The sequence below is a fragment of the Actinoplanes sp. NPDC051494 genome, from assembly GCF_044454705.1.
GTDB lineage: Bacteria > Actinomycetota > Actinomycetes > Mycobacteriales > Micromonosporaceae > Actinoplanes.
On record NZ_JBITDZ010000008.1, the window covers coordinates 272,454 to 296,730 of the forward strand.

Sequence of the window (24,277 nt, forward strand, 5' to 3'; positions counted from 1 at the left end):
CCGGGGTGGCGAACCGGACCTTCGGTGCTGGAGCGGTGATACCGGCCACGGTGGACTTGGGAGTGGATCACGGGGCACAGTGCAGGTTGGGGGGATGCGAGATGGGGTGGGGATGCGGCGCGGTGAAGTTCGGGAACGGTTGCGGGAGCTGATCGACGCGGTGGCGCCGGGGGACGCGCTTCCGTCGGAGCGTGATCTCAGTGCCGACCTGGGGGCTTCGCGGCCGACGATCCGGGCTGCCATAGAAGAGCTGGCCAGAGAAGGGCTTCTCGTACGCCGGCACGGGCGTGGCACGTTCACCAATCCTCGCAAGATCTCGCAGGAGGTTCCGTCCACCGCCGATCTGCCCCCGGCCGAGGGTGAGTGGGTGAGTGAGCTGCTGGAGTTCGAGGTCGTGCCGGCCGGGTCGCGGCTCGGGCGGCGGCTGGAGGTGCCGGCCGAGGACGGGCTCATCCGGTTTTTGCGCCGGCGGGTCGTGGACGGGCAGCCGATGGCGATCGAGGAGATCCGGTTGCCGCAGACCGTCGTTCCGAACCTGACGCGTGAGGATGTGTCGGCCGGGTCGCTTTATCATCGGCTCCGGGATCGGCACGGGGTGGTTCCGGCCGACGCGCTGCAGACCACCGAGCCGACGGTGACCGATGCGACGGAGTCCCGGCTGCTCGGGGTGCCGCTGTACTCCCCCGCGCTGGTGTTCGAGCGGACGACCAGGGACACCGGGGGCCGTCCGATCGAGTATTCGCGGTCGGTCTACCGCGGTGACCGGTACCGGATCACCCAGCATCTCCGTTTCGGCCCGGAGTCCGGCTAACCGGCTGCCAGGGCCTCGCGTAGCCGCTGGTCGGCCAGGTCGTCGGCGCGGGCCAGCGGGCCGGCTGGGAGCGCCGCCAGCAGGGCCGCCGCGGCCAGGACGACGGCCGGGAAGACGAAGGCCCAGGGCAGGCCGCCGGGGTGGTCGACGATCGTGCCGGCCACCGAGCCGCCGGCCGCGCTGCCGCCCACCGACACCGTGATCATCCAGGTGTAGGTCTCGTTCAGCATCGCGGGTGGCGCGATCCGGCCGACGAGGTTGTTCAGGACCGTCAGGGCCGGGGCGATGGCCGCGCCACCGAGGACCAGGGTCGCGCCGAGCGCCCCGGGGCTAGGCATGATCGACAGTGCCAGGAAGCTGGCCGAGACGCCGGCGAGCAGCCAGGCGAACTGGCGCGGCAGGGGCATCGCCGGGCGGCGGGTGCCGAACCAGATGCCGCCGACCGCGCTGCCCAGGCCCCAGACACCGAGCAGGATGCCGCCGAGGCTGTCGCCGCCGCCGTGATCGGACGCGTAGGCCGGGACGACGACCCCGGCCGCCCCGAACGCGATGCCGAGCCCGCCGGTGCACGCGAGCAGCGCCGGGAAGCCGCTCGCCCGGAGCGGGCCGAGGCCGCGGGCCGTCTCGGCGGACTCGTGCCGGGTCCATCCGCGCATGACGGGCAGCAGGGCGATCCACAGTGTCCCGGCCAGGGTGACGACTGCGGCGAAGAGCACCGCGGCGGCGGGTGTGTGCGCGACCACGACGAACGCCGCGACCAGCATCGGGCCGGCCACGAAGACCAGCTCGAACAGCGAGGTCTCGGCGGCCATCGCGGTGGGGCGCAGCGCGTGCCGGCCGGTGCCGGCCGCGGTCGCGTCCATCCAGGCCCGGCGGATGGCGGCGGTCAGCGGAGGGTACGTGGCGCCGGCCAGCGCCGAGGCCGTGAAGATCCAGGGCAGGGCCGCCGCACCGCCCCGGGCGGCCAGGACGAGGCCGCCGAGCGCGATCGGGTGCAGCACCGCGGTGGTGAGCAGCACCCGGGACGGGCCGACGCGGTCGGCGATCCGGCCGGCGATCGGGCTGACCGCGGCACCGGCCAGGGCATACATGCCACCGGCGAGCCCGGCTGCGGCGTAGCGGCCGGTGCTCTGCTGCACGAGCAGGAGCAGGGAGAGCGGGGTCATGCCGATGCCGAGGCGGGCGAGGATGCCGACGACGAGGAGGGTCTTGCCGCCCGGCAACCGCCACACGCCGAGGTACTGACGGAGAGCGGTCACGCTCCCGACCGTATCGGCCGGGAGCGTCGTAACACACCCGAAATGAGCTAGCTCACTTATCGGCGGGTGCCGGTCACCGCGGCGAGCTGGTGCAGGCGCCGGACGCGCTCCTCCATCGGCGGGTGGGTCGAGAACAGGCCGGCGATGCCCCCGCTGCGCAGCGGGTTGTCGATCATGAGGTGCGCCGAGCTGGCGAGCTGTCCCTCGGCGGGGAGCGGCGTCCGCTGCGCGCCGTAGTGGATCTTCTCCAGCGCGCTCGCCAGCGCCAGCGGGTCGCGGGTCAGCGTCGCCCCGGACGCGTCCGCCTGGAACTCCCTGTTGCGGCTGATCGCCAGCTGGATGACCGACGCGGCCAGCGGGCCGAGGATCAGCATGAGCAGCAGCGACGCCGGGTTCGGGCCGTCGTCGTCGTCCGATCCGCCGAGCGGCAGGAAGATCGCCAGCTGGGCGAACATTGTGATGATGCCGGCCAGCGCTCCCGCCACGCTCGAGATCAGGATGTCCCGGTTGTACACGTGGGAGAGCTCGTGGTTGATGACCCCGCGCAGCTCCCGGCGGTCCAGGATCCGGGTGATCCCGACGGTCACCGCGACCGCGGCATGAGCCGGGTCACGTCCGGTCGCGAACGCGTTGGGCTGCATGGCCGGGCTCACGTACAGCCGCGGCATCGGCTGGCCGGCGTCGGTGGCCAGCTCGCGCACGATCTCGTACAGCGCGGGGAACTCGGCCTCGCTGACCGGCTGCGCGCCCATGGACCGCAGCGCGAGCCGGTCGGAGAAGAAGTAGGTGCCGGCGTTCAACGCCAGCGAGAGAACCACGGCGAACACCAGTCCACCGCTACCGCCGACCCAATACCCGATGGCGAGGATCAGGGCGGTGAGCAGACCCAGCAGAGCGGCCGTCTTGAGGCCGTTGTGATGTCTGTGCACGACGATCACTCCTTCACATGCGGGCCGGTAGGCCCACATCCCAGGGAACGCCGCGAACGTGTGAATTCATCCGTGTGTGACTGTGAGTTCGCTGCGAGCGACCGGTCTCAGACCCGGAATCGAGCGACAGCCTGATTGAGTGACAGGGCGAGCCCGGACAGCTGCTGTGCCGCGTCGGCCGCCTGGCCCGCACCGGTGCGGGAGGTGGCCGCCGTCGCGGAGACCTCGCCCACGCTGTGCGCGATGGCGTCCACCCCACCGGCCGCCTGACTGACGCTGCGCGAGATCTCCTGGGTGGTCGCGGTCTGCTCCTCCACCGCGGAGGCCACCGTGGTCTGGTGTTCGTTGATCCGCTCGACGATGCCGCTGATCTCGGTGAGCGCGGCCGCCGTCTCCCGGCTGCTGGTCTGGATCGCCTGGACCTTGCGGCTGATCTCCTCGGTGGCCTTCGCGGTCTCCTGGGCGAGGTCCTTGACCTCGGTGGCCACCACCGCGAAGCCCTTGCCGGCCTCACCCGCGCGGGCCGCCTCGATGGTGGCGTTGAGCGCCAGCAGGTTGGTCTGCTCGGCGATGCTGTTGATCACCTTGATCACGTCACCGACCTCGACACTGGCCTCGCCGAGCGCCGCCACGGAGATGTTGGTCCGGGTCGCCGTGGCCAGCGCCTCCTGCGCGACCTCGACCGCGCCCGCGGCGCTGCGGGAGATGTCGGCGATCGCCGCGTTCATCTCCTCGCTGGCGGCGGCGACCGTGCTGACACTGGCCGCGACCTCGTTGGCCGCGTCCGCAGCCGTCTGCGACTGCGCCGCGGTGGCACTGGCACCCGTCTCCATGCGCCCGGCAACGTTGCTCAGCTCACCGGAGGCCGACGTGAGCCGGCGGGCCTGGTCGAGCACCTCGCCGACGCTGGCCCGCATGGAGGCCAGGGAGGATCGCAGGCCACGGGCCATCGTGCCGACCTCGTCGCGGGTGCCGGGGTCGGGGACGTCGGCGGTCAGGTCGCCGGTGGCCACCCGGTCGAGCGCGCCGGCGATCGCCCGCAACGGCCGGCTGATGCCGCGGCCCACCCAGGCCGCCAGCAGGAGGCCGGCCAGCAGCGCGACACCGAGAGTGATCAGGGAGACGGTCAGCGCGGTACGGTACCCGGCGTGCAGCTGCTCGGCGCGGGTCGCCGCCTGGGCGTTCTCGGCGTCCAGCATCTGCTTCATCAGCGCCTTGCAGGCCTCGTACGGCGCGTCCGCCTCGCCGTCCTTGACCTCCATGTACCCGGCGACATCGCCCTTGACCGCGGCCGGCAGCATCTTGCTCTCGGCCAGCCCGTTGTACGTGGCCAGCTGGGTGGTGAACTCCGCCACCACGGCCGGGTCGGCGGCCCCCGGGGTGTACTGGGCGAGCAACGCGTCGACCGCGGCGATGTCGTCCTCGATCAGCTTGATCTTCTTGGTCATCTTCTCGGAGCCCGGTTCGAGGGTGACGACCGCGTTCTGGTCGAGCCGCAGCAGCCGGAACATGTCCCGCAGGTCCGAGGCGATTACCATCGACTGCACGTTGTCGGTGTAGATGGTGTCGCCCATGTCCCGGACTTTGCCGGTCTGCACCAGGGTCAGCACGGTCGCCACCGAGGCGATCAGCGTCGCCGCCACCACGGCCACCGTGATCTTGGTGCCGACCCCGCGGTCTCCCCAGGGGCGACGGCGCGGTGAGGTGTCAGTGGTCATCGCGGGCTCGCTCCCAGGTCATCGGTGATCGGTGCCGTCCATCACACTGATCGGCTCACCGGCACGGGAGATGACCGGATCGGCTCAACCGTCGAGAAAAGCGAACACGATCTGGGGTACGAACCCGAGCGCCACCGCCGCGACCGAGGCCACCACGAGCGCCGTGGTCAGGGCGGCCGGGACCGTGACGCGGGGGCGGGGGACGAAGCCGGTGTAGAGCAGGGCCGCCACCCGGACGTAGTAGGCCAGTGCAATCACGGCGTTCAGGGCGACCACGCCCGCGAGCCAGCTCCAGCCGGAGGCGACCAGCGACTCGACGACGGTGACCTTGGCGAACAGGCCGGCGAGGCCCGGGGGGAGGCCGGCGAGGCCCGCGAGCGCCAGGACCAGCGCCGCGCCCAGCCACTTCTCGCGACGTCCGGCGCCCCGGTAGGCCTCGATGCTGCCACCGTCGGCGCCGGGGCCGCGCAGGGCCGCGACGGTGGCGAAGGCGATGAACTCGAGGACGACGAAGAACACCGCGTACGCGTAGGCCGCCTCGACCCCCGCCGCGCCGGCGGCCAGCGGGGCGATGATGTAGCCCGCCTGGGCGACCGACGACCAGGCCAGGACGCGGACCATCCGGGTCTGGCGCAGCGCGACGAGGTTGCCGACCGTCATGGTGAGCACGGCCAGCACCGCCACGAGGACCCCGGTGTCGAGGCGTTGCACGACCGCGGCCAGCGCGATCACGCCGCCGAGCTTGGACGCCGTCGACAGGTACGTGGCCACCGGCACCGGCGCCCCGTCGTAGGTGGCCGGCGCCCAGGCGTGCAGGGGCACCGCCGCGACCTTGAACGCGAAGCCGAGCACCACCAGCGCCGCACCCGTCGAGGCCAGCGGCTTGAACTGGCCCTCGCCCATGGTGAGCGCGGCCAGGTGCACGGCGCCGGTCGCCGCGTACAGCAGTGCCGCGCCGAGCAGGGCCAGGGCCGTCGACACGGCGCTGATCAGGAAGAACGTGACCGCCGCCGAGGCACCCTCGGGGCTCTCCCGGCGCCGGCGGAGGCCGACCAGCACGTACAGCGGAAGGGTGAGGGTTTCCAGGCCGACGACGAGCGTGATGAGGTCGCCCGCGTAGGCCACCACCACGCCACCGGCCATCGAGCAGGTGAGCAGGAAGCAGAACTCCCCCACCGGCGCGTAGCCCTCCCGCAGGGCCGGCACCGACAGGGCGAGCACCCCGGCGGTGAGCGCGGCGAACAGCACCACCATCAGGCCGCCGCGCGGGGTCAGCGTCCACGAGCACAGGTCACCGGAGCAGAACGTGGTCGCGTAGCCGGGGGCGGTGATCGCGCAGGTCATCGTGGCGGCGGCGCCGATCAGGCCGGCGAGCACCTGGAACCGGCCGAACGCCAGCTCGGCGATCAGGACCAGCAGGGCCGTACCCGCCGCGGCGTACAGCGGCAGCAGGGCGAGGTGGTCGACGGCCTGGGTCATGGCAGGGCTCCGGTCAGGGCGGCCACCGGGTCGGCGGTGGCCGCGAGCACGAGCGCCGGGACCAGGCCGACGGCGAGGGTGAGCAGGATGAGCGGGGTCCAGGCGAGCCACTCGGCCCGGGTGATCACCGCGGGGCGGGTCAGGGCGGGAGCGGCCGGGCCGTGGGTGACCCGGCGCAGCAGGCGCAGGAAATACACCGCGGTCAGGGCGCCGCCGATCGCGGCCACGACCGCGAGCGTGCTCCAGAGCGGGCCGCCGCGCTGGACCGCGGCGACGACCGCGAACGCCTCACCCCAGAAGCCGGCGAGGCCGGGCAACCCCAGCGACGCGATGGCCGCGAAGCCGACCAGGCCGGCGAGGCGCGGCGCGGTCTCCCGCAACCCGCCGAGATCGGCCAGGTCACCGGTGTGCGCCCGGTCCTTGATCGCACCGGCCAGGAAGAACAGCAGGCCGGTGATCACGCCGTGGGCCACGTTGCCGATCAGCGCGGCCTGGATGCCGGTGACCGTGCCGGTGGCGATGCCGAGCAGGACGAAGCCCATGTGCCCGACGCTGGAGTACGCGATCAGCCGCTTGAGCTCGGTCTGCCGCAGGCACACCAGCGACCCGGCGATGATCGCGGCGACCGCCAGCACGCCGAGCACCGGCGACGCCCATTCGGCCCCCTGCGGCGCCACCCCGACACCGACCCGGATCAGGCCGTACGTACCCATCTTGAGCAGCACCCCGGCCAGGATCACGCTGCCCACCGTGGGGGCCTCGGTGTGCGCGGCCGGCAGCCAGGTGTGCAGCGGCCAGAGCGGTGCCTTCACCGCGAACGCGACGGCGAACAGGGCGAACGCGAGGCACTGTGTGGTGCGGGACAGCCCGAAACCACCGGCCAGCGCGAGCATGTCGGCGGTGCCCGCGGCGACCACGACGGTGATGACGCCGAGCAGGAGCAAAACCGAGCCGAACAGGGTGTAGAGCACGAACTTGCGCGCGGCCCGGCGCCGGCCGGGGCCGCCCCAGCCCGCGATCACCGCGTACATCGGCAGCAGGACGACCTCGAAGAACACGAAGAACAGGACCAGGTCGAGCGCCAGGAAGGTGCCCAGGATGCCGGCTTCCAGGACCAGGAGCAGACCCGCGAGGGTACGGCCTGAGCCCCCCGCCGGCACCTTCGCCACCGTGTACGCGCAGCAGAGCAGCGTCAGCAGCGCGGTCAGCACCACGAGCGGGTACGAGATCCCGTCCAGCCCGAGGTGGAACTCGACGCCCAGCCGGGGCACCCACGCCAGCCGGGCCTCGGCGAACGGCACCACCGGGGTCATCCCCCACTCGTCGGGGTGCCCGCCGAACCGCAGCGACGGCACGAGGAACCCGAGGCTCACCAGCAGCGTGAGCGCCGCGAACCCGGTCGCCACGAGCCGGGCGCCCCGATCGTGGCGGGCCGGCAGCAGCGCGACCACGAGCACCCCGGCCAGCGGCACCACGAGCAGGCCGAGGAGCAGGGTCTGCGCGGCCGCGTCCACACCGATCATCCGACAGCTCCCAGGATCGCCGCGACGACGCCGAGGACCAGCGCGCCGGTGAAGACCGCGACCGCCGCGCGGGGCAGGGCGGTACGGTGCGCCGTGGCGAGCAGCGTGCCCAGCCGCGTGGTCACCGTGCCGGTGCCCTCCACGGCCGCGTCGACGACCCGCTCGTCGGCGAGCCGGAGGTAACCGGCGAGCGCGCGCACCGGTCGTACCAGCAGCAGGTTTTGCCCTTGATCGAGGTAAAAGCCGGCGGCGAACAACGGCCGGGCCCGGCCGAGGGCCTGCGCCGGGTCCACGCCCGGCGCGGTGTGCCAGAGCCACCAGGCGCTGCCCGCACCCACCGTGAGCAGCAGCAACGGCGCCACGATCGACACGCTGAGGTGCGGCGACTCGAGTTCGAGCGCGGTGCGGAAGCCGGGCAGGAACGCGGCCAGGCCGAGCAGCACGGCCGGCACTCCCAGCGCGATCAACGGCCGGCGCATCACCCGCGGCGGGTCGTGCGCGGCGCCGGGCGGCACCTCGTACCGGGCGTCGTCGAACCCGACGAACCAGGTCTCGGTCCGCGAACGGACGTGCCCGAAGAACGTGCGCAGCAGCAGGCGGGTGGAATACCAGGCGGTGAGCGCGACACCGAGCAGCCCGGCGATCCAGACGACCCAGCCCAGCCACGCCGGCGCCGGACCGCCGCCCTCGGTGGCGTGCGCGGCCGCGACCAGCACGTTCTCCTTGGACCAGAAACCCGCGAGCGGGGGTACGCCGGCCAGCGCGCCCAGCCCCACCACGAACGACCAGAACGTCACCGGCATCTGGGTGCGCAGACCACCCATGCGGGTCATGGAATTGGTGCCGACCGCGTGGATGATCGCCCCGGCGGCCAGGAACAGCAGCGCCTTGAACGCGGCGTGGGTGAGCAGGTGGAACAGCGCGGCGGCGGGTGATCCGACAGCCAGCGCCCCGGTCATGTAGCCCAGCTGCGACACCGTCGACCAGGCCAGCACGCGCTTGAGGTCGTCCTGGGCGGTGGCCGCCAGCGCGCCGAGCAGCAGCGTGATCGCGCCCATCACGCCGAGCACCGCGAGCGCGGCCGGGGACCGCTCGAACAGCGGGAACAGCCGCACGACCACGAACACACCGGCGGCGACCATGGTGGCGGCGTGGATCAGCGCCGAGATCGGCGTCGGGCCGGCCATCGCGTCCGGCAGCCACGTGTGCAGCGGGAACTGCGCGCTCTTGCCCGCGACCCCGGCCAGGATCAGCACCAGCGCGACCGTGGGCGCCCCGGTGTGCTCCAGCAGCTCGTCGATCCGGAACGTGCCCGCGTCGACCGCCAGCCACGCGATGCCCAGCAGGAACCCCACGTCACCGACCCGGGTGACGACGAACGCCTTCACCGCGGCGGCGGGCGCCTCGGGCAGTCGCCGGTCATGACCGATCAGCAGGTACGAACACGCGCCCATGACCTCCCAGCCGACCAGCAGCAGGATCAGGTCGTTCGCGGAGACCACCAGCAGCATCGCGCCGGTGAACAGGCTGATCTGCGCGGCGTACGGCCCGTAGCGGCGATCGTCGTGCAGGTAGCCGACCGAGTAGACCTGTACGCACAGCGCCACGACGCTGACCGCCAGCGCGACATAGAGCGCGGCCGGGCTCAGCTCGAAACCCATCGTGACGTCCAGGTTCCCGAACGCGACCCACGCCCAGCCGGCCCGCACCGGGTCGTCCACCAAGGCCAGCAACACCACGGTGACCAGCACCGCGATCGAGGCGCCGGCGATCCCGAGCAGGGCGGCCGGCTTGCGCTTCATGCCAGGATCCAGGACCAGACCCACCAGACCGAACCCGATGGGTACGCCCGGCAGCAGCGGAATCAGCACGTCGGTGATCATCCGGCGTTCTCCCCGTCCAGCCGCACGTCGTCGAGGTGGACCGCCGCGCGCATCCGGTAGTACTGCAGGACGATCGCCAGCCCCACGCCGACCTCGGCGGCGGCCAGCACGATGACGAACAGCGCGAACGCACCGCCACGGTGGGTGCCGGGCAGCAGCGTCGCGTCGGCGGTGACCAGGATCAGGTTGACCGCGTTCAGCATCAGCTCGACGGCCATCAGCACCAGGATCGCGTTCCGCCGGCGCAGCACGCCGTAGACGCCCAGCCCGAACAGGCAGGCGGCTGTCACGTACGGGATGACCGCGTGCATCAGGCGTCGCCCTCCTGCGCTTCTCGTGCCCCGATGTCGGGTCTCGACAGGATGATCGCGCCGACCAGGGCCGAGAGCAGCAGGATCGACAGCACCTCGAACGGCAGCACCCACGCGCCGAACAGCTCCGCACCCATCCGCTCGGCGTTGCCCGGCACCGGCCCGGCGTAGACGCTCCACCGGAACGCGTCCGCGAACAGGACGGCCAGCCCCAGCCCGATCCCACCGCCGAGGAGCACCGCGGGCCAGGCCGGCCGGTCCAGATCCTGCGACGGGCCGATCGGGGCCCGGGTCAGCATCACGGCGAACAGCAACAGGACGACCACCGCGCCGACGTAGACGAGCACCTGCACCCAGGCCACCATCTCGGCACCGAGGACCAGATAGAGCCCGGCCATCGCCCCGAGGCTGACCACGAGATAGAGCCCGGCCCGCACCAGATGTGAACTGGTGACCACGAGCGCACCGGAGCCCACGGCAATTGCTCCGAGCGCCAGCAAAAGCGCGTCGGCGACCGTCACAGCCCCGAACCCGGCTGCTCTGAGCCCGGCTGCTCTGAGCCCGGCTGCTGTGGCCCCGGCTGCGGTGGCGCGGCGGGCGGCTGCTGCGGGCGTACGGCGGGCCTTGCTGTCCTGGCGGCAGTGGCCGCACCCGGACCGGCCACCTTGCGCGCCGCCGTGGCCTCCTCCTTGGAAGGCTCCCCCAGCACGTCATGGGCGGGAGGCGCGGGCACGGTCGGCATCCACGCGCCGAGCCGGTCCTTGTCGTGCAGCAGATCGAGCACATCGGTCTCCGAATACTCGAACTCGGGCGACCAGTGCAGCGCGTCGAACGGGCACACCTCGATGCAGATCCCGCAGTACATGCAGAGCGAGAAATCGATGTCGAACTTGTCGAGCACATTGCGCTGCCGGGCCCGCGCGGCACCCGGGACGACGACTTCTTCCTTGTGCGAGTCGATGTAGATGCACCAGTCCGGGCACTCCCGGGCACAGAGCATGCAGACCGTGCAGTTCTCCTCCAGGAGCGCGATCACACCCCGCGAACGAGGCGGCAGATCAGGCTCGACATCGGGATACTGCTGGGTCGTGGACCGCTGGGTCATCGTCTTCAGCGTGACGGCAAGCCCGTTGACCAGACCCTTACCAGGTGTGGACCGTTCCGCCCGCTCACTCATAAGCGCATATCCTGCCCGGTCCACCCCCCGGAGGCGAGCACACCCCCGCCGGTTCTTCCGGCACAGCTCTCTGCACCGGTCCCCGCACCGAGGCCACCCACCCGCGCCAGCTCCTCTGACTCAAGATCGTCACCGTCGACGTGATGGTATGGGGCGATAAGGAGTGGATTGCAGTTGGTCGTAAGTCTGGTCATAATCGAGCCATGCCGACCATCATCCCCCTGAACGAGGTCAAGACCCGCCTGTCGGAGATGGTGGGCAGAGTCGCCGATCACCATGAAGAGATCGTCGTGACCGTGCACGGAAGGCCCGTGGCAGTACTCATGGGCCTGTACGAATACGAGTCGATGAAAGAGACGCTCGACGTCCTCGGTGATCACGAACTCATGCGACAACTCGATGACTACGACGCCGATCCCGCCACGGTCAGCGCCGACGAGGTCCGCGCGATGCTCGAGGCACGCCCCCAGGAGCACGGACGAGCCGTCGACCGAGCCGCTTTCGCCGCCCACTTCCGGAAGACCCGCTCCAGAAACGGCTGGGCGGCGAGCAGGAGAACCGGCCTCAAGGGACGCGTCGGCGTACGTAAGACCGCGAAGAAGACCAGGAACGATCCAGCCGCATGAGCCTCTACGCGGTCCGGTTCGGCCGCGGCGCGGCCAGAGCGCTGGCCGAAGTCCTCCCAGCAGCGGTCGCGTTCGCGGTGCAGGAATTCGCCGCCGGACCTCTTGCCGAGAACCCTCACCGGGTCGGCAAGCGACTACGAGAGCCGAAGGCGCACCTACACTCCGCACGCCGTGGGACCTTTCGAATTCTCTACGAGATCAACGACGAATCCCGAACGGTCATCGTCGAGGCCGTTGCACACCGCTCGGACGTATATCGGGCCCGACGGCCGGACCACGGAGGGGGATGCGCTGTTCCGGGCCGTCCTCGGCGGGGAGGGTTCGGCGGTGGCGCGGTTATGGAAAGCCGTGGCGCCGGGCGGTCGGGCGGGAGAGCCAGCCTGCGCCGCTGAGGGTCGAGCGCGTCCACTTCGCACTGTTGGTCAGATGATTACGGGATAGATCATGTGCTGTGGCGGCGAAGATCATTGTTCGGGTGTTTCATAGTTTTCTTTGTGAATAACGATGATCGTCAGTTTGATGGGTCTGTGTCCGGTTAAGAACCTCTGCGACAGAGCGCTACGTCCACAGTGGAGGAACTTATGACAGTCACCAACAGCCGCACACGCACCGTGATGACCGCCTCGTTCGTCGCCGCCGGGATCGCCGGGCTGCTCGGCACCGCGGCCCAGCCGGCCGCTGCCGCCGCGCCCGCGCCGCTGGCCGTGCCCTGCGTGCAGAAGGTCGCCGTCGTCAACAACGGCGGGTTCGTGATCAACTTCCAGATCACCACGCGGGACGGGGCCCTGTCGGCGCCGACCGACGACTACCCGATCAACCAGTGGCGCCTGGTCGACCTGACCTCGACCCCGCTCGCCGAGGGCGCCGACGTGCGGCCCCTGGTGCACGCCACCGCCGGTGACGACGTCCTGGGCAACGTCTTCGTGTCCTACTGCGCGAACGGCCAGACCGCGACCTACACCGCCAGCGGCACCACGCTGGACTACTCGGTCACGCTGCTGACCTGATCCACCCCGAGATGACCGACCGTGGCCGGGCGCACCGCAACTGCGCCCGGCTACCGGTCTCTCATCCGGTGGTCTCCTCAGGAACAGAGAGCCGTGTCCACCAGGTGCAGGACACCGTCGGCCTGGGCCTCGGTGGTGGGCAGCGAGGTCACCGCGACCGTCGCCGCGCGGCCGTCCTCGGTGACGCCGCCCCGGGTCTCGTACCCGGGGATGTCGCCGCCGTGGCCCCACGCGAGGCCCCCGCAGGTCAGCGGGAAGCTGATCAGGCCGAGGCCGTACCGGGCACCGGGGAACAGCTCCGCCGGGACGGTCTTGCGCATCTCGGCGAGCTGGGCCGCCGGGAGGAGTTCGCCGGCGAGGAGGGCCGTGAAGAACGAGTTCAGGTCCGAGGGGGTGGCGACCATCTGGCCCGCCGTCCAGCCCCACGAGGGGTCCATGTCGGTGAAGTCGACCAGGTCGCCCTGCTCGTCGGGGGCGTAACCGTTCGGGTGACGTTCCCGGATGACCTGTTCACCGACCGGCGGGAAGTATGTGTGGCGCAGGTTCGCCCGGCGGATCACCCGGTTGGTGATCTCCTCCGCGGCGGGGCGGCCGGTGACCTTCTGGATCAGCAGGCCGGCCACGACGTAGTTGGTGTTGCTGTACTCCCACTTCGTCCCCGGTGCGAAGACCGCCGGGTGGACGAGGGCGCGGTCGAGGAGTTCGCGGGGCTCGAAGTAGCGGTGCTGCAGCTCCGGGTCGTCACCGAAATCGTCGGTGTAGTTGGGTAGGCCGCTGGTGTGCTGCAGCAACTGGCGAATCGTGATGTGGCGGCCGTCGATGCCCTCGCCACGCACCAGGCCCGGCAGGTATGTCTCGACCGGAGCGTCCAGGGCGATCTTCTTCTCGCCGACCAGCTGGAGGACCACCACCGCGGTGAAGGTCTTGGTGTTGCTGCCGATCCGGACCTGGCCGTCGACCGGCACCGGGCGGTTCGTGCCGATCGTCGCGACACCGGCGGTGAGGTCGCGGCTGCGGCCGTCCCGGGTGTCGACCGCGAGCAGGGCACCGGGCCAGCCGTCCGCGGCGACGATGTGGCGCAGCCCGGTCTGGATCGGGTCGCGGGTGGCGGCGCTGACGGGCTGGGCCGCAAGCAGCACGGCCAGGGCGGCGACGGTGGCTGTCGCGGCGTGTCGGACTGACATCGGAGGGCTCCTCGGCTCGGCTGATCTGACACCGGTAAGCCTGTCCGGGAGCGCCCCACATATCGATGACGGCAGTAGGCGTAAGTGAGGTATGGCCAGCCCTACCTCAGAGCGCCGCTCTCACCGCCACCGTGAGCACGAGCTGGGCCAGCGCGACCGGCACCAGGATCAGCCAGCAGAGGCGCTGGAGCTGGTCCTCGCGCATCCGGGGGAACGTGACCCGGAACCAGATGATCACGAAGGACACCGCGAAGATCTTGGCGAGCGTCCAGAGCCAGCCGAGATGGTCGGCGGCCGGGCCGTGCCAGCCGCCGAGGAACAGGACCGTGGTCAGGCCCGCGATCACCACGATGCCGACGTACTCGGCGAGCAGGAAGAACGCGAACCGCAGGCCGGTGTACTCGGTCATGTAGCCGAACACCAGCTCCGAGTCGGCGATCGGCATGTCGAACGGGGGCCGGCGGATCTCGGCCAGCCCGGAGACGAAGAAGACCACCGCCGCCGGGGCCTGCCAGAGCAGCCACCAGGGACGCCAGGCCTCGACGATGCCGGGCAGGCTGAGCGTGCCGGCCGCCATCGCGACGCTGGCCGCCGAGAGCACCAGCGGGAGTTCGTAACCGAGCAGTTGGGCGGCGCCGCGCAGGCCACCGAGCAGGCTGTACTTGTTGGCCGAGGCCCAGGCCGACATGAGCACGGCCACCACGCCCACGCCGAGGACGGCGAGGACGAAGAGCAGACCCACATCCAGCGACTGCGCGACCAGGCCGTTCGGCCCGAGCGGAATAACCAGGATCACGATGAGGTACGGGAAGAGTGCCACCATCGGGGCCAGCCGGAACACCGTGCGGTCGGCCTCGCGCGGAGTGATGTCCTCCTTCTGCACGAACTTGACCCCGTCGGCGATGAGCTGGGCCCAGCCATGGAAAGCGCCCGCGTACATGGGGCCGAGCCGGCCCTGCATGTGCGCCATGACCTTGTGCTCGGCCTGACCGATGACCAGCGGCAGGACGAGGAACCCGACGAGGACCGCCGCGACCCGGACGAGCAGATCGAGCCAGAGCGGCATCAGCTCGGCCCGCCGGTGGACGCGGTCGGACCCCAGTCCTTCGGGTCGGGGACCCCCGGCGGGCGGATCGGGGCCCGTTTGGGCGTACCCGCGTCGGATTCTCCTGGTTCTTTTGCCCCTGGCCAGGCCTTCGCGACGCGGGAGGCGAGGATGAAGTCCTTGCGCAGCGGATGGCCCTCGAAACCGGGCGGCAGCAGCAGCGGGCGCAGGTCCGGGTGGCGTTCGAAGCCGATGCCGAACATCTCGTAGGTCTCGCGCTCGTGCCAGGCCGCGCCCGGGAACAGGTCGACCACCGATTCGACCGTGGGGTTGTCGCGCGGCACCCGGGCCCGGATGAGCAGGCCGTGCTTGCGGCGGGTGGACCAGAGGTGGGCCACCACGGTGTAGCCGTCGGTCTCGTCGATCGCGGAGAGCCAGTCGAAGTAGTCGCAGCCGAGGCCGCCGGGGTCGCGGACCGCGTCGATCGCCGCCCACCAGAGGGCCGCCGGGACGTCCAGCACCGCGCGTTCGTGGCCGGGGCCACCGCCGGAGACACTCGCCGTGATCGACGACGGGTCCACGGCCGCCTCGGTATCGTCTGCTGTCAGCAGCGCGACCATCCGCTCGCCGACCTCTTCGGGCGTCATGGCGCTCATCCTATGGTCACCCCGGATTCTTCTCCGGACACGGCGCAACCCGGTGGCCGAGCCGCGCGTGTAGTGGCCGTGACATCGGAGGCGATCGCCATAAGACCGGAGCCGCTGACTGCCGTGCCAGCACACCCCGTTTCGTTCGACGAGCTGTACGCCGCTCACTACGCCGACCTGACGGTCCAGCTGTACGCGTACTTCGGTGACCGGCAGGAGGCCCAGGACGTGGTCCAGGAGGCTTTCTGCCGCGCTCTGACGCGGTGGCGCGCCGTTTCCGCGTACGAGGATCCGGTCGCCTGGATCCGCCGGGTGGCCTGGAACCTGGCCGTCAGCAAGTGGCGGCGCAGCCGCACCGCGCTGTCCTTCCTGCGCAAGCAACGGCCCTCCGACGAGCACGTGGACGGACCGAACCCGGAGCGGGTGGCGCTGGTCGCCGCGCTGGCGACCCTGCCCCCGGCGCACCGGCGGGCCATGGTGCTCCGGTATCTCGCGGACATGCCGGTCGCCGAGATCGCCGAGCGGGAAAGCGTGCCGGAAGGCACCGTGAAGTCCTGGCTGCACCGGGCCCGGACGGCCCTGGCCGCACAGCTGTCCGCCGAACCGACCGAGACCACCGAGGGGGTGCGCAATGCCTGACCAGTTCGAGGCACTCTTCGCCGAGCTGCGCGCCGAGACCATGCCGCGGATCCTCCCGCCCGGCGTCGACGCCACGCACCGGACCGTCCGACGCCGGCGCCGGACCCGGCGGGTCGCCGTCGCCGCCGCGGTGCTGGCCGTGGCCGGCGGGTTCGCCGCGGTCAACCTGCCCCGGGGCGCCGGGCCGGCGCCGCAGGAGGCCGCGGCCGCGCGGATCAACCGGCTGGTCGCCCCGGCGGACGCGGCGGTCGATCTGCCCGACGGGTTGTTCGCACACGGCCTGATGACCGCCGACGGGACGGCCGAGTTCCCGAACGTGGTCGCCGGCAACTACACGCTCTACATGGCGTGCAGCGGGGCCGGGCAGGCGAGCCTGGCGGCGACGCTGACCGGCACCAGGCCCGCCGAGCTCGTCGGTTCCGTGCTGACCTGCGACGAGACGCCGCAGCGGGCCGAACTGGAGATCGCGGTCCCGGCCGACGGGACGGTGGTGGTCACCCTGAAGGGCGATGACCGGGCCGCCGGGAACGCCGGATACGCGCTGAACCTGCGCGGCGCCACCGACGCCGAGAGCAACGTCACGCCGAGCCCGCAGACCGTCTGGAACGCCGACCGGGCCCTCGGCGTGCTGAAGAACCTTCAGCCGCAGGACGGTGCCGCCCCGGTCTCGATGACGACCGAACGCCAGGTCCAGAGCAGCGACTGGGAGAGCACGACCGGTGGCGGCGGATACCAGATCCGGGTGGCCTGTGCCGGGCCGGGCGGCGTCGGGCTGACGGTCACCCAACGACTGAAGGACGGCAGCACGGACCGGGTGACCAACGAACGGATCGCCTGCACCGACGTGGACCCCACCGTCTACCCGTCGTGGATCGGGTTCGACCTGGCCGCCGGCGCCGACCTCGAGGTGCTGATCGCTCCCGACGAGCTCGCCCGGGACCAGGCCGGGTTCGCGTACATCGTCACCGGGACGGCCTGAACCGGGCTCACTGCAGGCCGGGCAGCCGGCCGTTACGGAACACGTCCACGAAGTCCTGGTGGTCCTCGCGCGCCTGGTCGCCGTACTTGTGCGCGAAGTCCACCAGGACCTCGACAAAACCGGCCTCGTCCTTGTCGACCTCGGCCACGATGGCCTCCTCGGTCGAGAAGTCGACCAGGTCGTGGCTGGACTCGTCGTCGGCGACCGAGTGCATGCGGGCCACCGCGCGGCCCAGGTCGGCGACCACCCCGGCGAGTTCCTCGGCCTCGTTGACGTCGGCCCAGTCCAGGTCGCTCGCGTACGGCGACACCTCGGCGACCAGCTGACCGACGCCGTTGAGCACCGTGTAGCCGACCCACGGGTCGGCGTGGGCCTGCAGGGCGCGCTGCGACTCGGCGGTGCGGTGGCCCTGGTGCTGGAAGTACGCCCGGACCCGCTCGTCGTCGATCCACCGGGCGACGGCCGGCACCTGGGCCTGCTTCATGTAGATGATCACGTCGTTCTCGAGCGCCTGGGTGTGCCCCTCGAGCAGCAGGTTGTACGACGGCAGCCCGGCCGACCCGATGCCGACGCCCTTGCGCAGCTTGATGTCCTTGATCGTGGTGTGCACCCCCTCGCCGTGCGACGGCACCGTCTTCAGATACTCCTGGAACGCGGCGGTGACCACGGCGGACGTCTCGCCGTCGACGTCATAGACGCCATCGCCGAGCGAGAACCGGCGCTCGTAGTCGTCGATCGTGGTCTGCCCGTCCAGCAATTCGACCCGGGTGTTGAGCCGCGCCTGCTGCAACACCCGGCGCAGCACTCCGTCGGCGTTGTCCAGGGTGATCGAGCCGATCGCGTCGTCACCGCCGTGCGCGATCGCCCGCAGCTCGGTGAGGTACGCGTCGGCGAACGTCCGGACCAGCGCGGTGATCACGTCGTCGGAGAGAGCCTTGCTGTATCCGATGAGCGCGAGGCTGGCACTGAACCGTTTGAGGTCCCAGATGAACGGCCCCACGTACGCCTCGTCGAAATCGTTGACGTTGAAGACCAGCTGGCCCGAGGAGTTCATGTAGGTGCCGAAGTTCTCGGCGTGCAGGTCGCCGTGGATCCATACCCGGCTGGTCTGCTCGGTGAGGAACCGGTCGTCGCGGTACGTCCCGGTCAGGTCGGCGTAGAACAGCGAGGCGCTGCCCCGGTAGAACGCGAACGGGGACGCCGCCATCTTGCGGAACTTGCGCCGGAAAGCGGCCGGATCGACCGTTATAAGATCACCGAATTCCCTGCTCAGCACCTCGATGATGAAGTCCGCCCGCGACTGCTCACTCATGATTCGCAGCGTAGCTCCGCCGCGCGACTCAGGTGGGCGGGCGCACCATGGGGGCGGTGAGGGAGAGGGCGTCGCGGCGGGGTTTGGCCGCGTCGGGCGGGCCGGGGACGAGCTGGTCGCGGCCGGGGACGCCGCCCGGGCCGGACTGTTCGCGGGCGATCTGCGCCTGGAGCTGCAGGATGCCGTGCAGCAGGGCCTCGGGGCGGGGCGGGCAGCCCGGGACGTAGACGTCGACCGGGATGAGCTGGTCGACGCCCTTGGTCACCGAGTAGGAGTCCCAGTAGGGGCCGCCGCTGTTGGAGCAGGAACCGAACGAGATGACGTACTTGGGCTCGGGCATCTGGTCGTAGAGCCGTTTGATCGCCGGGGCCATCTTGTCGGTGACCGTGCCCGACACCACCATGAGGTCGGCCTGGCGGGGGCCGTGCGCGAACGGGATCACGCCCATCCGCATGAAGTCGTGCCGGCTCATGCTGGTCGCGATGAATTCGATCGCGCAGCAGGCCAGGCCGAAGTTGAAGACCCACAGCGAGTAGCGGCGTCCCCAGTTCAGCACGAACTTGATGGGATCACCGAGGACTCCAGGCAGAGCGGCCACGCGGCAAACCTACCCTTCACCAGGACGGGCGCTGGAGCAGGCTCAGGAACCCGGCGAGCAGCGCCTCGCGCAGGGCCGGCGGTGCGACGTTGAGCACCGCGTTGACCGCGGCCATCCCCTTGTCCATCTCGAGGCCGCCGGCCAGGCCCTGGATCAGCTCCGGCGTGATCATCGCGGGGGTCAGTGACGCCAGCATCTCGGTCGGCAGGCTGATCGGTTCGCGCGCGCGGGTCGCCGCCACGGCCGCGGCCAGGTCGGCCGCGAAGTCCGCCGCGGTTTCGCTCACCGCGGCGGTCACGGTCAGGTGGATGGTCGGGGGCAGGTTCGCGTACGCCATCTGGGGCTGGGTGTGCCAGCCCCGCCCGGCCAGCTCGTCGGCCAGCACGAACGGGTCGACGCCGGGTTCGGTGGTGAGGCAGACGACGGTGGTCGCGGGCGGTGCGAACAGGCGCACACCCTCGACGGCGGTCACGGCACCGGCCAGGATCGCGACCGCGTCCCGGGTCCGTTCCGCGAGCGCCAGGTAACCGTCGTCGCCGAGGTGCCGCAGGGTGGCGAGAGCCGCGGCGATCGGGCCGCCGGACCGCGTCGACGACACCACCGGGTTGATCATCGTGTAGCCGGGCCAGTCCGCGTACGCGAAGTACTGCGGCAGCCGCAACCGTTCGTCGCGGTGCAGCAGGACCGAGACGCCCTTCGGCGCGTACGCGTATTTGTGCAGGTCGACCGAAATGCTGGTGACGCCGGGCAGCTCGAAGCCGAACGCCGGCAGGTCCGCGCCGAGTCGTCGCAGGTAGGGCAGCACCCATCCGCCGAAGCAGGCGTCCACGTGGAACCGCACCCCGCGGTCGAGGGCCAGGGCGGCCAGCTCCGGGACCGGATCGACGACACCGTGCGCGTACGAGGGTGCCGAGCCCACGACCAGCACCGTGTCCGGGCCGATCGCCTCGGCGGTGGCCGCGACGTCCGCGCGCAGGTCGGCGCCGACCGGGACGACGTCGAGCGCCACCCGCAGATAGTGCGCGGCCTTGGCGAACGCGGCGTGCGCGGTGGACGGCACCACGATGCGGGGGTGATCGGTGGTGGCGGCGTCGCGGGCGGCCTTGACCGCGAGCAGCAGGGACTCGGTGCCGCCGCCGGTCACGCTGCCCACGACGCCCGGCGCGTCCGTGCCCGGTCCGCCCCCGAGCAACCGTCCGGCGGCCGCCACCAGGGCGTTCTCCATCGCGAGCAGGGACGGGAACGCGGTCGGGTCCAGGCCGTTGACATGGGCACTGATCGCGTACGCGGCGTGCGCCAGCTCGTCGAGACCGGTCACCGCCGGGTCGTAGACGTACGCGAAGAGCCGACCACCGTGGGTCGGCAGGTCAGCCTCGCGGAGCGTGCGCAGCTCGGCGAGGACCTGCTCGGCGGGGACACCGGTGCGGGGCAGCGCGTCGATCATGAGCGGACCCTGTCGTCGTAGGTGCGGAGCAGGACCACCGCCGAGCCTACGAGAAGTCCCGGCACGATGGTGAAACCGAGCAGGACGCCGAGCCGGGCGGTCGGATCCTGGACCGCGGCTTCCCCGGTCGCGGACGACGCGTAGCCGAAGATCTGCAGCACGAGGGCGTAGATACCGGGCCCGAGCGCCAGCCCGAGGGTCTCCCCGGCGGTCCACAGGCCGGTGTAGACGCCCGCCTGACCGCGGCCGGTCCGGGCGGTGTCGGCGGCGATCCGGTCGGGCAGCATCGCCATCGCGAACACCTGCTGACCGGCGTAACCGCAGCCGATGACGGCGACGACCGCGTAGACGACCGGGGCGGGCAGGACGTTCGAGGCGAGCAGCGTCAGCGCGCCGGCGGCGAAGATCAGGGAGGCGAGGATCAGCGAGCGCAGCTTCCCGGCACGGGCGCCGACGCGGCTCCACACCGGCATCACGAGCAGAGCGGGTCCGACGAAAGCCGCGAACAGGAACGTCGAGCCGGAGTCCTGGACGAGGACGTGGTCGGCGAAGTACTGCACGCCCGCGAGCATGGTGCCGATCCCGGCGGCCTGCACCACCCAGCAGAGCAGGAGACCACGGAACGGCACGTCGGATGCCACCGTGGCGAGCTGGACGCGAAACGTGTGGTCGGAACTCGTGGGGATACGGGAGTCTGCTTTGCGCGTACCGAAAAAAACGCCCAGCGCGCCCACGACGATGAGGGCGCCGACGCACGCGCCCGCCCAGCGATGTCCGGTCAGGCCGCCGCCGGCGGCATCGACGATCAGCGGGGCCAGCGCGCCGCTGACCAGGATCGTCAGCGCGAGCACCGCGACCCGCCAGGTCAGCAGCCGGGTCCGTTCGGCGTAACCGTCGGTGAGCTCGGCGGGCATCGCGACGTAGGGCACCTGGAAGAACGCGTACGCGGTGGCCGCGGCGAGGAACGCGACCGCGACGTAGGCACCGGCCGCGCCGCCGTGACCGAACGGGCCCGCGAAGATCGCCGCGAACAGCACACCGAGCAGCAGACCGGCACCGATCAGGTACGGCGTCCGCGACCCGCTGCGGTCCGAGACGCGCCCGGCGATCGGGTTGATCAGCACGTCCCAGGCCTTCGGGAGCAGCACGAGCAGTCCCGCGAGGCCGGCGGCGACCCCGAGGGTGTCGGTGAGATAGGGCAGCAGGAGCAGACCGGGCACCGTCCCGAACGAGCCCGTCACGAGCGAACCCAGGGCGTACCCGGCGAGGGTGCGGCGCGGCAGTCGTACGCCGGATGGGGGATCGGCGGGCGTCATGGGTGCGGATGGTAACGATCTCGGCCCGGTGGCCTCTACGCTTGGCGCCAATGGAAATCTCCCAGCGTTCCCGGCCCGTCGCGGCCGGGGTCGCCGCCAGCCATCCCGACACCGCCGCGGCCGGTCTGCGCGTCCTGCGGGCCGGTGGAAGCGCGGCGGACGCCGCGGTCGCCGCGGTGCTCGCCACCTGCGTGGCCGAGACGGTGTACACCGGACTGGGCGGCGGCGGGTTCGCCACCTACTTCGACGCGGCGTCCGGCGAGGTCACCTGCCTCGACTTCTTCGTCGCGGTGCCCGGCACCGACGGCGACCGGATGCCCGGCCCGATGGTCTCGGTCGACGTCTTCTTCGGCGGCATGCCCCAGGAGTACGAGATCGGCGGCGCCAGCGTGGCCGTCCCCGGCGTCCCGGCCGGCTGCGGCGAGGTGCACCGCCGATGGGGCCGGCTGCCCTGGGAATCCCTGGTGGCGCCCGCGTACGAGCTGGCCACGACCGGTGCGCGGTTACCGGCGGCGCACGCCGTCACCCTCAAGGCCTGCGCACCCGCGCTGGTGTACGGCGACGGGGCGGCCATCTACCAGCCGAACGGCCGGCTGCTGACCGGCGGGGACACGCTCTTCCACCCCGGCCTGGCCGCCGCGCTCGAGGCACTGGCGGCACAGGGCCCCGAGCTGTTCTACACGGGCGCGTACGCGGCACTGATGGTCGACACGGTGCGCGCGGCCGGGGGTGCGCTCGGCCCGCACGACCTGGCTTCCTACCGGGTGCTGGAGACACCGGTCGACCACGCGACGCTGGGCGCGTACAAGATCCGGGCCCGGCACGACCTGAACCGCACGGTCGACACCATCGCCGCGCTGCCCTCCGGCGTCGCGTCCCTGCCCCGGCCCGAGCGGGCGGTGGCGCTGGCCGCCGCCCTGCGCGACCGCGGCCGCCAGAAGATCGGCGACACCACCAACGTCTCCGTGGTCGACACCGACGGCAACGCCTGCGTCATCACCACCACGATGGGCCTCGGCGCCGGGGTCTGGCTCCCCGGCCTCGGCATCAACCTCAACTCCATGCTCGGCGAGGGCGAACTGATCACCACCGACCTCGCCCCCGGCCGCCGCATGTCCTCCAACATGTGCCCCCTCGTCGTGATCGACGCCGAGGGCGACCTGGCCGTGGCCGCGGGCTCGGCCGGAGCCTCCCGCATCCGGACCGCCCTGGTCGACACGCTGCTCGGCGTCCTGATCGACGGCCTGGACACCACGACGGCGCTGGCCCGCCCCCGCTTCCACGTGGTCGACGACACCATCCACGCGGAACCGGGATACCCCACCGGCGAGCTCGAAGCCCTCGCCGAGGCCGGCTGGCGCATCCAGAACTGGCCCACCCTCGACCACTACTTCGGCGGCGTCACCGCGGTAGCCACCGGAGGCCCGGCCGGCGACCCCCGCCGAGGCGGCGTCGGCCTCTCCCTGTAGTCCGCTTCCTCGCGGAGGGCGATGTCGAGGTCGGTGGGGGTGAGGGCGAAGGTGCGGGCCGTCTCGGTGGTGTCGAGGTGGAACGGGGCGTAGAACTGGTAGTCCATCTCGGCGAGTTCGCGGGCCATGGGGACGGTGAGGCCCGCGGTTCGCATGATCCAGCGGGGCAGGCGGCGGATCCGGGGGGCCTGGGCGCCGGTCAGCTCGGCGTAACGGGTGGCCAGCGCCCGGATGCTGATCGCCGGCTGGGACGGGACGTGCCAGGCCCGGCCCCAGGCTTTCTCGTCCCGGGCCAGGCGGATCAGGGTGTGGGCCATGTCGCCGATGTAGGTCCAGGTGTGCGGGGCGTCGGGGTCGGCGGGGACCCAGGCGGTGCGGCCCTTGGCGATCGCGGGGCCGAGCACGGCTGAGAAGACGCCGGAAGCGCCCGCTCCGACGTAGTCCGCGCCACGGACCTCGATCGTGCGGATGCCGCTCGCCAGGGCGTCGTGCCACATCTGATTGCGGACGCGGCCCTTGCGGCCGGTGGCGCCCAGTGGGGTGTGTTCAGCCATCCGGCCGCCGGGCTGTGGTCCGTACCCGTAGAGGTTGCCGGTGATGGCCAGGACCGCGTTGTTGTCGCGGGCCGCGGTGATCATGGCCCGGGAGATCGGCGGCCAGAGTTCGGCCCAGCGGGTGTACGGCGGGTTCACGCAGTTGTACAGCACGCTCGCGCCTTCGGTCAGGTCGCTGAGCCGGGCGGCGTCCGCGGCGTCGGCAGCCACCCGTTCGATCAGCGGGTGCTCGGGCCCGGAGCCGCTGCGGGTGATGATCCGGACATTTTCTCCCGTGGCGGCCAGTTCGAGGGCGACTGCGGTACCGACCGGTCCCGCTCCTACCACAACCTGCATGACGTTCTCCTTTGTGAGCACTGCTCTCAGT

The 24,277-nt window shown here is 71.5% G+C and carries 24 protein-coding genes; 7 read left to right on the top strand and 17 right to left on the bottom strand.

The annotated features are described in order from the left end of the window. The first annotated feature begins 94 nt into the window (after positions 1-94). A complete protein-coding gene (locus ACIA6A_RS26815; protein WP_396100610.1) occupies positions 95-811 on the top strand; it encodes a GntR family transcriptional regulator in 717 nt (238 codons plus the stop codon). On the opposite strand, the gene ACIA6A_RS26820 is transcribed toward ACIA6A_RS26815, so the two are convergent. The 9 genes from ACIA6A_RS26820 to ACIA6A_RS26860 all read right to left on the bottom strand — a co-directional run bounded on the left by ACIA6A_RS26820 (position 808) and on the right by ACIA6A_RS26860 (position 11,090). Continuing rightward, entirely contained in the window at positions 808-2,070 is a 1,263-nt protein-coding gene (locus tag ACIA6A_RS26820; protein ID WP_396100611.1) for an MFS transporter, read from the bottom strand. The two genes, ACIA6A_RS26815 and ACIA6A_RS26820, sit on opposite strands and share 4 nt — an antisense overlap. 56 nt (positions 2,071-2,126) lie before the next feature. Further along, positions 2,127-2,999 carry a zinc metalloprotease HtpX gene (gene htpX / locus ACIA6A_RS26825; RefSeq protein ID WP_396100612.1) on the bottom strand — a complete coding sequence of 291 codons (873 nt, stop codon included), beginning with the start codon at positions 2,997-2,999 and terminating at the stop codon, positions 2,127-2,129. A 107-nt stretch (positions 3,000-3,106) separates the two neighbouring features. After that, positions 3,107-4,717, bottom strand: coding sequence for a methyl-accepting chemotaxis protein (locus ACIA6A_RS26830; protein ID WP_396100613.1), 1,611 nt, complete (start codon positions 4,715-4,717; stop codon positions 3,107-3,109). An 84-nt stretch (positions 4,718-4,801) separates the two neighbouring features. Then, a complete protein-coding gene (locus ACIA6A_RS26835) occupies positions 4,802-6,196 on the bottom strand; it encodes an NADH-quinone oxidoreductase subunit N (protein ID WP_396100614.1) in 1,395 nt (464 codons plus the stop codon). Beyond that, complete coding sequence (locus tag ACIA6A_RS26840) at positions 6,193-7,719, bottom strand: NuoM family protein (protein ID WP_396100615.1); 1,527 nt, start codon at positions 7,717-7,719, stop codon at positions 6,193-6,195. Before ACIA6A_RS26840 ends, ACIA6A_RS26835 begins: the two co-directional genes overlap by 4 nt. Further along, positions 7,716-9,602 carry an NADH-quinone oxidoreductase subunit L gene (locus ACIA6A_RS26845; protein WP_396100616.1) on the bottom strand — a complete coding sequence of 629 codons (1,887 nt, stop codon included), beginning with the start codon at positions 9,600-9,602 and terminating at the stop codon, positions 7,716-7,718. Before ACIA6A_RS26845 ends, ACIA6A_RS26840 begins: the two co-directional genes overlap by 4 nt. Then, positions 9,599-9,913 (bottom strand): NADH-quinone oxidoreductase subunit NuoK, encoded by a 315-nt coding sequence (gene nuoK, locus ACIA6A_RS26850; protein WP_396100617.1) that lies wholly within the window; start codon positions 9,911-9,913, stop codon positions 9,599-9,601. Before nuoK ends, ACIA6A_RS26845 begins: the two co-directional genes overlap by 4 nt. Beyond that, on the bottom strand, positions 9,913-10,434 hold the full coding sequence (locus tag ACIA6A_RS26855; RefSeq protein WP_396100618.1) for an NADH-quinone oxidoreductase subunit J: 522 nt from the start codon (positions 10,432-10,434) through the stop codon (positions 9,913-9,915). Before ACIA6A_RS26855 ends, nuoK begins: the two co-directional genes overlap by 1 nt. Beyond that, positions 10,431-11,090 (bottom strand): NuoI/complex I 23 kDa subunit family protein, encoded by a 660-nt coding sequence (locus ACIA6A_RS26860; RefSeq protein ID WP_396100619.1) that lies wholly within the window; start codon positions 11,088-11,090, stop codon positions 10,431-10,433. The genes ACIA6A_RS26855 and ACIA6A_RS26860 overlap by 4 nt, the downstream gene beginning before the upstream one ends. Positions 11,091-11,293: 203 nt before the next feature. On the opposite strand from ACIA6A_RS26860, the gene ACIA6A_RS26865 reads away from it, so the two are divergent. From ACIA6A_RS26865 to ACIA6A_RS26875, 3 genes are all read left to right on the top strand, one after another. Beyond that, positions 11,294-11,716: a type II toxin-antitoxin system Phd/YefM family antitoxin gene (locus ACIA6A_RS26865; RefSeq protein WP_396100620.1), complete on the top strand. Its 423-nt coding sequence runs from the start codon at positions 11,294-11,296 to the stop codon at positions 11,714-11,716. Next, positions 11,713-12,108 carry a type II toxin-antitoxin system RelE/ParE family toxin gene (locus ACIA6A_RS26870; RefSeq protein ID WP_396100621.1) on the top strand — a complete coding sequence of 132 codons (396 nt, stop codon included), beginning with the start codon at positions 11,713-11,715 and terminating at the stop codon, positions 12,106-12,108. The genes ACIA6A_RS26865 and ACIA6A_RS26870 overlap by 4 nt, the downstream gene beginning before the upstream one ends. A gap of 189 nt (positions 12,109-12,297) precedes the next feature. Further along, positions 12,298-12,723, top strand: a complete 426-nt coding sequence (locus ACIA6A_RS26875) for a hypothetical protein (RefSeq protein WP_396100622.1) — start codon at positions 12,298-12,300, stop codon at positions 12,721-12,723. 77 nt (positions 12,724-12,800) lie between these two features. Here the strand turns inward: ACIA6A_RS26875 and ACIA6A_RS26880 are convergent, their stop codons facing one another. The 3 genes from ACIA6A_RS26880 to ACIA6A_RS26890 form a co-directional block, all read right to left on the bottom strand. Further along, positions 12,801-13,907 (bottom strand): serine hydrolase domain-containing protein, encoded by a 1,107-nt coding sequence (locus ACIA6A_RS26880; protein WP_396100623.1) that lies wholly within the window; start codon positions 13,905-13,907, stop codon positions 12,801-12,803. A gap of 106 nt (positions 13,908-14,013) precedes the next feature. Further along, positions 14,014-14,973, bottom strand: coding sequence for an NADH-quinone oxidoreductase subunit H (locus ACIA6A_RS26885; protein ID WP_396100624.1), 960 nt, complete (start codon positions 14,971-14,973; stop codon positions 14,014-14,016). Beyond that, a complete protein-coding gene (locus ACIA6A_RS26890) occupies positions 14,973-15,599 on the bottom strand; it encodes an NADH-quinone oxidoreductase subunit C (RefSeq protein WP_396100625.1) in 627 nt (208 codons plus the stop codon). The genes ACIA6A_RS26885 and ACIA6A_RS26890 overlap by 1 nt, the downstream gene beginning before the upstream one ends. Before the next feature lie 123 nt (positions 15,600-15,722). Here ACIA6A_RS26890 and ACIA6A_RS26895 point away from each other — a divergent pair, with 123 nt between their 5' ends. Next, positions 15,723-16,238 carry an RNA polymerase sigma factor gene (locus ACIA6A_RS26895; RefSeq protein ID WP_396100626.1) on the top strand — a complete coding sequence of 172 codons (516 nt, stop codon included), beginning with the start codon at positions 15,723-15,725 and terminating at the stop codon, positions 16,236-16,238. Beyond that, positions 16,231-17,217 carry a hypothetical protein gene (locus ACIA6A_RS26900; RefSeq protein ID WP_396100627.1) on the top strand — a complete coding sequence of 329 codons (987 nt, stop codon included), beginning with the start codon at positions 16,231-16,233 and terminating at the stop codon, positions 17,215-17,217. The genes ACIA6A_RS26895 and ACIA6A_RS26900 overlap by 8 nt, the downstream gene beginning before the upstream one ends. Positions 17,218-17,224: 7 nt before the next feature. On the opposite strand, the gene ACIA6A_RS26905 is transcribed toward ACIA6A_RS26900, so the two are convergent. The 4 genes from ACIA6A_RS26905 to ACIA6A_RS26920 are packed head-to-tail and all read right to left on the bottom strand — an operon-like array spanning position 17,225 to position 21,938. Further along, entirely contained in the window at positions 17,225-18,529 is a 1,305-nt protein-coding gene (locus ACIA6A_RS26905; protein ID WP_396100628.1) for a DUF2252 domain-containing protein, read from the bottom strand. Between the two features lie 28 nt (positions 18,530-18,557). After that, complete coding sequence (locus ACIA6A_RS26910) at positions 18,558-19,127, bottom strand: NADH-quinone oxidoreductase subunit B (protein WP_396100629.1); 570 nt, start codon at positions 19,125-19,127, stop codon at positions 18,558-18,560. A gap of 16 nt (positions 19,128-19,143) precedes the next feature. Continuing rightward, entirely contained in the window at positions 19,144-20,571 is a 1,428-nt protein-coding gene (locus tag ACIA6A_RS26915) for a pyridoxal phosphate-dependent decarboxylase family protein (protein ID WP_396100630.1), read from the bottom strand. Beyond that, positions 20,568-21,938: an MFS transporter gene (locus ACIA6A_RS26920; protein WP_396100632.1), complete on the bottom strand. Its 1,371-nt coding sequence runs from the start codon at positions 21,936-21,938 to the stop codon at positions 20,568-20,570. The genes ACIA6A_RS26915 and ACIA6A_RS26920 overlap by 4 nt, the downstream gene beginning before the upstream one ends. Here ACIA6A_RS26920 and ACIA6A_RS26925 point away from each other — a divergent pair. Beyond that, a complete protein-coding gene (locus tag ACIA6A_RS26925) occupies positions 21,938-23,356 on the top strand; it encodes a gamma-glutamyltransferase (protein ID WP_396100633.1) in 1,419 nt (472 codons plus the stop codon). The genes ACIA6A_RS26920 and ACIA6A_RS26925 overlap by 1 nt on opposite strands. On the opposite strand, the gene ACIA6A_RS26930 is transcribed toward ACIA6A_RS26925, so the two are convergent. After that, positions 23,275-24,246 (bottom strand): NAD-dependent epimerase, encoded by a 972-nt coding sequence (locus ACIA6A_RS26930; protein WP_396100634.1) that lies wholly within the window; start codon positions 24,244-24,246, stop codon positions 23,275-23,277. The genes ACIA6A_RS26925 and ACIA6A_RS26930 overlap by 82 nt on opposite strands. Positions 24,247-24,277 lie beyond the last annotated feature (31 nt).

What these genes read in the sequence shown, in the direction of transcription:
- ACIA6A_RS26815 (WP_396100610.1), top strand. Translation starts at nt 95, where the DNA reads ATGCGAGATGGGGTGGGGATGCGGCGCGGTGAAGTTCGGGAACGGTTG.
- ACIA6A_RS26830 (WP_396100613.1), bottom strand. Translation starts at nt 4,717, where the DNA reads ATGACCACTGACACCTCACCGCGCCGTCGCCCCTGGGGAGACCGCGGG.
- ACIA6A_RS26835 (WP_396100614.1), bottom strand. Translation starts at nt 6,196, where the DNA reads ATGACCCAGGCCGTCGACCACCTCGCCCTGCTGCCGCTGTACGCCGCG.
- ACIA6A_RS26840 (WP_396100615.1), bottom strand. Translation starts at nt 7,719, where the DNA reads ATGATCGGTGTGGACGCGGCCGCGCAGACCCTGCTCCTCGGCCTGCTC.
- ACIA6A_RS26845 (WP_396100616.1), bottom strand. Translation starts at nt 9,602, where the DNA reads ATGATCACCGACGTGCTGATTCCGCTGCTGCCGGGCGTACCCATCGGG.
- nuoK (WP_396100617.1), bottom strand. Translation starts at nt 9,913, where the DNA reads ATGCACGCGGTCATCCCGTACGTGACAGCCGCCTGCCTGTTCGGGCTG.
- ACIA6A_RS26860 (WP_396100619.1), bottom strand. Translation starts at nt 11,090, where the DNA reads ATGAGTGAGCGGGCGGAACGGTCCACACCTGGTAAGGGTCTGGTCAAC.
- ACIA6A_RS26865 (WP_396100620.1), top strand. Translation starts at nt 11,294, where the DNA reads ATGCCGACCATCATCCCCCTGAACGAGGTCAAGACCCGCCTGTCGGAG.
- ACIA6A_RS26870 (WP_396100621.1), top strand. Translation starts at nt 11,713, where the DNA reads ATGAGCCTCTACGCGGTCCGGTTCGGCCGCGGCGCGGCCAGAGCGCTG.
- ACIA6A_RS26875 (WP_396100622.1), top strand. Translation starts at nt 12,298, where the DNA reads ATGACAGTCACCAACAGCCGCACACGCACCGTGATGACCGCCTCGTTC.
- ACIA6A_RS26880 (WP_396100623.1), bottom strand. Translation starts at nt 13,907, where the DNA reads ATGTCAGTCCGACACGCCGCGACAGCCACCGTCGCCGCCCTGGCCGTG.
- ACIA6A_RS26885 (WP_396100624.1), bottom strand. Translation starts at nt 14,973, where the DNA reads ATGCCGCTCTGGCTCGATCTGCTCGTCCGGGTCGCGGCGGTCCTCGTC.
- ACIA6A_RS26890 (WP_396100625.1), bottom strand. Translation starts at nt 15,599, where the DNA reads ATGACGCCCGAAGAGGTCGGCGAGCGGATGGTCGCGCTGCTGACAGCA.
- ACIA6A_RS26900 (WP_396100627.1), top strand. Translation starts at nt 16,231, where the DNA reads ATGCCTGACCAGTTCGAGGCACTCTTCGCCGAGCTGCGCGCCGAGACC.
- ACIA6A_RS26905 (WP_396100628.1), bottom strand. Translation starts at nt 18,529, where the DNA reads ATGAGTGAGCAGTCGCGGGCGGACTTCATCATCGAGGTGCTGAGCAGG.
- ACIA6A_RS26915 (WP_396100630.1), bottom strand. Translation starts at nt 20,571, where the DNA reads ATGATCGACGCGCTGCCCCGCACCGGTGTCCCCGCCGAGCAGGTCCTC.
- ACIA6A_RS26925 (WP_396100633.1), top strand. Translation starts at nt 21,938, where the DNA reads ATGGAAATCTCCCAGCGTTCCCGGCCCGTCGCGGCCGGGGTCGCCGCC.
- ACIA6A_RS26930 (WP_396100634.1), bottom strand. Translation starts at nt 24,246, where the DNA reads ATGCAGGTTGTGGTAGGAGCGGGACCGGTCGGTACCGCAGTCGCCCTC.